Annotated in this window: 7 protein-coding genes; 3 read left to right on the top strand and 4 right to left on the bottom strand. The window is 68.2% G+C overall.

The features are described 5' to 3' along the window. The first annotated feature begins 260 nt into the window (after nucleotides 1-260). On the top strand, nucleotides 261-692 hold the full coding sequence (locus tag AC5RUJ_RS08720; RefSeq protein ID WP_494000686.1) for a YccF domain-containing protein: 432 nt from the start codon (nucleotides 261-263) through the stop codon (nucleotides 690-692). Between the two features lie 33 nt (nucleotides 693-725). Here the strand turns inward: AC5RUJ_RS08720 and AC5RUJ_RS08715 are convergent, their stop codons facing one another. Continuing rightward, nucleotides 726-1,196: a pyridoxamine 5'-phosphate oxidase family protein gene (locus AC5RUJ_RS08715; RefSeq protein ID WP_494129103.1), complete on the bottom strand. Its 471-nt coding sequence runs from the start codon at nucleotides 1,194-1,196 to the stop codon at nucleotides 726-728. Nucleotides 1,197-1,425: 229 nt separating this feature from the next. On the opposite strand from AC5RUJ_RS08715, the gene AC5RUJ_RS08710 reads away from it, so the two are divergent. Further along, nucleotides 1,426-1,992, top strand: coding sequence for a YceI family protein (locus AC5RUJ_RS08710; protein ID WP_494000684.1), 567 nt, complete (start codon nucleotides 1,426-1,428; stop codon nucleotides 1,990-1,992). A 77-nt stretch (nucleotides 1,993-2,069) separates the two neighbouring features. On the opposite strand, the gene AC5RUJ_RS08705 is transcribed toward AC5RUJ_RS08710, so the two are convergent. Both AC5RUJ_RS08705 and AC5RUJ_RS08700 read right to left on the bottom strand, forming a co-directional pair. Continuing rightward, nucleotides 2,070-2,627, bottom strand: a complete 558-nt coding sequence (locus tag AC5RUJ_RS08705; RefSeq protein WP_494129104.1) for a HutD/Ves family protein — start codon at nucleotides 2,625-2,627, stop codon at nucleotides 2,070-2,072. A 20-nt stretch (nucleotides 2,628-2,647) separates the two neighbouring features. Continuing rightward, entirely contained in the window at nucleotides 2,648-3,184 is a 537-nt protein-coding gene (locus tag AC5RUJ_RS08700; protein ID WP_494012872.1) for a GNAT family N-acetyltransferase, read from the bottom strand. A 257-nt stretch (nucleotides 3,185-3,441) separates the two neighbouring features. On the opposite strand from AC5RUJ_RS08700, the gene clpB reads away from it, so the two are divergent. Next, nucleotides 3,442-6,066, top strand: coding sequence for an ATP-dependent chaperone ClpB (gene clpB / locus AC5RUJ_RS08695; RefSeq protein ID WP_494129105.1), 2,625 nt, complete (start codon nucleotides 3,442-3,444; stop codon nucleotides 6,064-6,066). A gap of 43 nt (nucleotides 6,067-6,109) precedes the next feature. Here clpB and AC5RUJ_RS08690 read toward each other — a convergent pair. Beyond that, on the bottom strand, nucleotides 6,110-6,699 hold a 590-nt coding region (locus AC5RUJ_RS08690), incomplete at its 5' end, for a septum formation family protein (protein ID WP_494155764.1).

Here is a 6,699-nt window from a genome sequence, read left to right as displayed (position 1 = left end):
GGCCCGCGCCGCGCCACGGCGCCGGCTTCGCAGGAAAAGCGCCGGACCAGCTAGGCCGGGCGCAGAGCCGAAGGCCGCAGGGCGGCCCCTCCGTACGGAAGGGGCCGCCCTGCGGCCTTTAATTTTCGACAGGGAAGTTTCGTCGTGCCGGGGGCCGCGCTGCGATGCTCCACCGACGACCCGCGCCCCAACGGCAGATCGGGGGACACTCAGGGACGTCCCGTATGGCGGCCGAGCGCGTCCGTGGCCAGAATGGTGGGATGAAGGCACTCCTGAACGTCATCTGGCTCCTGTTCGGCGGCATCTGGCTGGCGCTGGGCTACTTCCTGGCCGGCATCGTCTGCTGCCTGCTGATCGTGACGATCCCGTTCGGCATTGCGTCGTTCCGCATCGCGGGCTACGCGCTGTGGCCGTTCGGCCGCATGGTGGTGGACCGCGGCGGGCGCACCTACTTTATGTCCACGCTGGGAAACATCATTTGGCTGCTGGTCGCCGGCATCTGGATCGCGATCGGGCATGTGCTGACGGCGGTGGCGCAGGCGATCACCATCATCGGCATCCCGCTGGCGATCGCCAACCTCAAGATGATTCCGGTGTCCCTGACGCCGCTGGGCAAACAGATCGTGCCCACCGACCGGGCGTTCCCGGGCTACATTCCCGGCTATCAGCCGGGACCCGTTACCTGGCGCTGACCCGTCGGTGCGGCCGGCCGGCCATGCGGGCGGCTACTCGATCTGCAGCCGGCGGCTGTCGCTGAGCCCCGGCGTGCGGCGGGCCGATGCCGGCACCACAAAACGCCGTCCGGTGACCACCGTGGGAACGATGCGGACGAAATGGTTCTTTTCGCCCGACTGCCAGGGGAACAGCGGCAGCATTGCCGATTCCAGGACGTCCTCAATGCTGCTCATCCGCTGGGCGCTGCCGCGCGCGACGGCGCTCCAGGCGACGCCGGTGGCCGGATCGAAGCCGTCCACCTCCAAAACCACTTCGCCGGCGAGGGCGGCGTCGAGCTTGGTTCCCGGGGCGGAGCGGAACACGATGCTGCCGTGATCCACGACGTAATTGACCGGAAAGATCTCCGGGTGGGAATCGACGACGACTCCGAGCCGGCCGAAGTCAGCGCTGCGGAACAATTTCCAGCAATCGGCCACAGGCAGCTGTGTCGTCGATGAAGGCATCTCGTTCGCGGTGGTCATGGCATCAGTCTATTGACCGCTGACAGGCTGGGATAGGGCGCGGATTCCGCCGGTCGGATGCCGCTGCGGGTCGCCGGGGCGGCCCCGGAATTCAGGCGCCCAGGTGGTGCACTGCGTCCCATTATGTGTTGGAATTACCACACGAGCCGCATGCGGCTGAAGGAGACGGCCGGGCGCATCCATCTGGCTTTGGGGAAGGCAGTGCCTGTGCCAGAGGAGGAGCGCTGCCATGTCCGAACTATCTCCTGATCTGTCCGGGGAGTGGCGGTTCGACCCGGCCCATACCCGGATCGGATTTTCCACCCGCCATGCCATGGTGACCAAAGTCCGGGGCGCGTTCAACGACGTGGAAGGCATCATCCAGGCCGACGTGGACAACCCGGCCAACTCGTCCGTCAAGGTCACGATCAAGGTCGCCAGCATTGATACCCGCAGCCCGCAACGCGACGAGCATCTGCGCACGAACGACTTCTTCGATGCGCCGAACTATCCGGAGATTACGTTCGTCAGCACCCGCATCGATCAGGTGGAAAGCGCAAACTTCATTGTGAACGGCGACCTGACCATCCGCGGCATCACCAAGCAGGTTGCGGTTCCGATCGACTTCATCGGCGTGGAGCGGGACCCGGGCGGGCAGCTCCGGGCGGGCTTTGAGGGCTCCCGGCGCATTGACCGGCAGGAGTTCGGGGTCAAATGGAACACGGCCCTGGACTCGGGCGGCATGCTCGTGTCGGACCGCGTGATGCTGGAGTTCGAGGTCTCCGCGGTCAAGGTCGAGGACGCCGCCGCGCAGTAGGGAACCGGCGCAATAAGGAGCCGGCTCCGGAGGCCCGGCCGCCCTCAAAGCCCGGCCGCCCTCAGGGCCCGGCCGCCTCAGTCCCCGGCGGGATAGACCGACACCAGTGCCGCGAACCCGCGGCCGCTGACCTCGGCCGCGACCGAGCCGACCACGGCGTCGTAGGGATGCAGCGGCTGGGCGGTGTCGCCAGCCGTCGCCTGTGCCTGGCCCTGCAGCAGCACCAGGTACTGCCCGTCCGACAGCCGCAGCGGCTGTTTCTTCGAGAGCTCGACGATCAGCAGGCCGGCGCCCCAGGCCCCGCGGCGGGTCATGACGTTCAGCGCGCGGCACGGCCCGGTGGGCAGGCTGCAGTCCGCGCTGCTCCCGCCGTCGAACCGGAACGGGCGGTAGCGTTCCATCCGGTGCTGGCTGCCGTCCACGGTCAGGAAGGCGACGTCACCGTCCACAACGGTGAATATTCGGTCCACGCCCGGATATTCGGAGAAGCTGCCGTCCGAGCTGATGTCCGCCAGGCTTAACCGCCAACCGGGGAGCCCGTCCGTGCCGAGGTCACCGGCCGCCAGTTCCCTGGTGACGCCGCCGCCGTTCCGCCACCGCTGTTCCTTGAGCGCGGCTGCGCGAATGATCTCCACTGGGACTCCTTGACCGGATGTTATAGCTGCCGGTCCCAGTTCAGCACATAGGCGTCCTGGTAGCCGTCCGGGCCGCTGACCGCCGCGGCCTCGTTCCGTTCGAACCCCAGCGACGTGACGATGCGCCGGGACGCGGTGTTGGCCGGATGGACCAGCGCCAGGATCGGCGGCAGTTCCAAAAACTCGTTGACATGGGCGACGACGGCGGCCACCGCCTCGCGCCCGTAACCGCGGTGCCACACGGCGGGGTCGAAACGGTAGTAGAGATTCAGCACCGGGCGGCCGGACAGCGCCACGTGCTTGACGCCGGCAAAGCCGATGGCGTCTTCGCGGCCGGGCAGGCGGACGGCGAAGTAGCCCACGCCGTGGTCCTCCCACTGCCTTTCCCAGCGCTGGAACAGGCCCTCGGCTTCCTCGTTCCAGATGAGCGCGTCGGAAGGATTGAACCGCGTGGTGCGCCGGTCGGAGAGGATCCGGAACATGGCACTGATGTCCTCCGGCGTCGGCTGGTTCAGCAGCAGCCGGGCAGTTTCCAACATGGTTTCCGTCAGGGCCACCTCCGTCCGCCTCCTGCACGTCCCCGCTACAGCCTATTCGCCGGACGCCCTTCCGGGCAGGGGCGCCGGGGCGACAAGATGGAGGCGGGCAAGGAGGCTTCGGTGGCGGGGGAGCAGAGCTCCGGGGGCGGTGATCCGCGCTCCGCAGCCTGTGGATAACTTTACATTCAAAGTTGAGTGGACTACACTCAACTTAGTTTCAGGGCCGGCACTAACGGGGCTGGCCAGATCCATTCCGGAGCGAACGGAGAGATGCGTTGGACGCTAAATTCACCACCAAGAGCCAGGAAGCGCTGTCGGCCGCGGCGATGAACGCCTCGACGGCGGGCAATCCGCAGATCGAGCCGGCCCACCTGCTCAAGGCCCTGATGGACCAGCGCGACGGCGTGGCCGTAGCCGTGCTGAAGTCCGCCGGGGCCGATCCGGACTCGGTGAGTGTTCAGGCGAGCACCGCGATCAAGGCTCTGCCGTCGTCGTCGGGATCCTCCGTGGCGCAGGCGCAGTACTCCCGGGGCCTGCTCCAAGCGGTCCAGATCGCCCGGCAGGAGTCGGAAAAGTGGGGGGACACCTACGTGTCCACGGAATTTCTGCTGCTGGGCCTCGCGGCGGACAACGCCGCCGTCGGGAAGATCCTGCGCGACGCCGGTGCCTCCCATGAGGCACTTCTCGCCGCCCTGCCCGGCCTGCGCGGAGACCGGAAGGTCACCACCGCCGATCCGGAGAACACGTTCCAGGCGCTGGAGAAGTTCGGCACCGACCTGACCGCCATCGCCCGCGCCGGGAAGCTGGATCCGGTGATCGGCCGGGATGCGGAAATCCGCCGCGTGGTCCAGGTGCTCTCGCGCCGCACCAAGAACAATCCCGTGCTGATCGGCGAACCCGGGGTCGGCAAGACCGCCGTGGTGGAGGGCCTGGCCCAGCGGATGGTGGCCGGCGACGTGCCTGAATCGCTGCGCGGCAAGACGCTGATGTCGCTGGACCTCGCGGCCATGGTGGCCGGCGCCAAGTACCGGGGCGAGTTCGAGGAACGGCTGAAGGCCGTGCTGGAAGAGATCAAGAGCTCGGACGGGCAGATCGTCACCTTCATCGACGAGTTGCATACCGTCGTCGGCGCGGGGGCCTCCGAAGGCTCGATGGACGCCGGCAACATGCTCAAGCCGATGCTGGCCCGCGGCGAGCTGCGGCTGATCGGCGCCACCACCCTGGACGAGTACCGCGAGAACATCGAGAAGGATCCGGCGCTGGAGCGGCGCTTCCAGCAGGTCTACGTGGGGGAGCCGAGCGTCGAGGACACCATCGGCATCCTGCGCGGACTCAAGGAGCGCTACGAGGCGCACCACAAGGTATCGATCGGGGACTCCGCCCTGGTGGCCGCCGCGACGCTGTCCAACCGCTACATCTCCGGCCGGCAACTGCCGGACAAGGCCATCGACCTGGTGGACGAGGCCGCCTCCCGGCTGCGGATGGAGATCGATTCTGCCCCCGAGGAGATCGACCAGCTGCGCCGCGCCGTCGACCGGCTCACAATGGAAGAACTGGCGCTGGCCAAAGAAACTGACGCGGCCTCGCGGGAACGGCTGGAGGCGCTGCGTGCCGACATGGCAGACAAGAAGGAGCAGCTGGCGGCCCTGAACACCCGGTGGGAGGCGGAGAAGGCCGGGCTGAACCGCGTGGGCGACCTGAAGGCCAAGCTGGACGAGCTGCGCTCGCAGGCCGACAAGTCCCAGCGCGAGGGCGACCTGGCCGAGGCCTCCCGGATCCTGTACGGGGAAATCCCGACGCTGGAAAAGGAGCTGGCCCAGGCGCAGGCGGCCGAGGAACAGGGCGGCGCCGGGCGGGACCAGATGGTCTCCGAGGAGGTGACCGCCGACGACATCGCCGAGGTCATCTCCGCGTGGACCGGCATCCCGGCCGGCCGCATGCTGCAGGGCGAAAGCCAGAAGCTGCTGCAGATGGAGGAGCACATCGGCTCACGGCTGATCGGCCAGTCCAAGGCGGTTGCCTCGGTTTCGGACGCGGTACGGCGCGCCCGGGCGGGCATCAGCGACCCGGACCGGCCCACCGGCTCGTTCCTCTTCCTGGGTCCCACCGGCGTCGGCAAGACCGAGCTGGCCAAGGCGCTGGCGGACTTCCTGTTCGACGACGAACGGGCCATGGTCCGGATCGACATGAGCGAGTACTCGGAAAAGCACTCCGTGTCGCGTCTGGTCGGCGCCCCTCCGGGGTACGTGGGCTACGAAGAAGGCGGCCAGCTGACCGAGGCCGTCCGCCGCCGGCCCTACTCCGTCGTGCTGCTGGACGAGGTGGAGAAGGCCCATCCCGAGGCCTTCGACATCCTCCTGCAGGTGCTCGACGACGGACGCCTCACCGACGGGCAGGGCCGCACCGTGGACTTCCGCAACGTGATCCTGGTGCTGACCTCCAACCTCGGCTCGCAGTTCCTCGTGGACCAGACCATGGACGCAGACACGAAGCGCGAAGGGGTCCTGAACGTGGTGAACGCCAGCTTCAAGCCGGAGTTCCTCAACCGGCTGGACGACGTGATCATCTTCGACCCGCTGAGCATCGAAGAGCTCTCCCGGATCGTGGATCTGCAGGTGGCGGCGCTGGCTGCGCGGCTGGCCGAACGCCGGCTGACCCTCGAGGTCACGGACGCCGCCCGCGAGTGGCTGGCCCTGACCGGCTTCGATCCCGCCTACGGGGCCCGGCCGCTGCGTCGGCTGGTCCAGCGCGAGATCGGCGACAAGCTGGCCCGCGGCCTGCTCGCGGGCGCGATCAGCGACGGCGACACCGTACTGGTGGATGTGCCGGAGATCGACGTCGACGGCGGGGCCGGCGGGCTGATCGTGCAGTCGAAGGTGGGGGCGGTCCGCGGCGGTTGACCTGAGCGGCCCGGCGGGGACCGCCGGACTGTTCCGTGCCGGGTTACAGGTCGACCAGCGACCCGGTGATCTCCTGGCCCTCCTCGGCGATCTTGAAGCAGTCGATCCGGCGATCGCCCTGCGCCCACGTCTCCTTGGAAGGCATGCCGTAGGAGTCCTTGAGATCCGGCTGGTCGGCCGCGGAGTCGTTGAGGGCGACGGCCGTGCAGACCTCCTGGGCCTTGATGTTCAGTTCGTCGGCGCCCGGGAACTCCTCGTCGTCCCCGTAGGAGAAGGTGCCCACCAGTTGCGCCTCATGCGGCGTGTCGCAGGTGACGACGGTTGCTTCACGCATGACGGCCTCGAAGTCGGTGAAGCACTGGCCCTGCTGGAAATCGAACGGCGAGACGTTCTCCGCGACGACGCCGTCCCCGTTGGGCGTCTCTGCGGCGGTCTGCGTCGACGCCGGACTGGCCGCCCCGCCGGCAGGGGAGCCGCCGGTCAGGCTGGACACGATCATGGCGATAATCACGATCGCCACAATGACGACCGCGCCGATGATGACCAGCGGCTTCCAGTCCATTTTCCGGGCCGGGCCCGCGGCGGGACCGCCGGACGCTTCGTCACCGGCGCCGCCGCGGCGCAGGCCGTCGG

The organism is Arthrobacter sp. Y3223164 (assembly GCF_059091005.1).
This window is presented reverse-complemented; position numbering and strand designations above follow the sequence as displayed.

Coding starts and splice junctions, on each gene's coding strand:
- AC5RUJ_RS08720 (WP_494000686.1), top strand. CDS start 261: ATGAAGGCACTCCTGAACGTCATCTGGCTCCTGTTCGGCGGCATCTGG.
- AC5RUJ_RS08715 (WP_494129103.1), bottom strand. CDS start 1,196: ATGACCACCGCGAACGAGATGCCTTCATCGACGACACAGCTGCCTGTG.
- AC5RUJ_RS08710 (WP_494000684.1), top strand. CDS start 1,426: ATGTCCGAACTATCTCCTGATCTGTCCGGGGAGTGGCGGTTCGACCCG.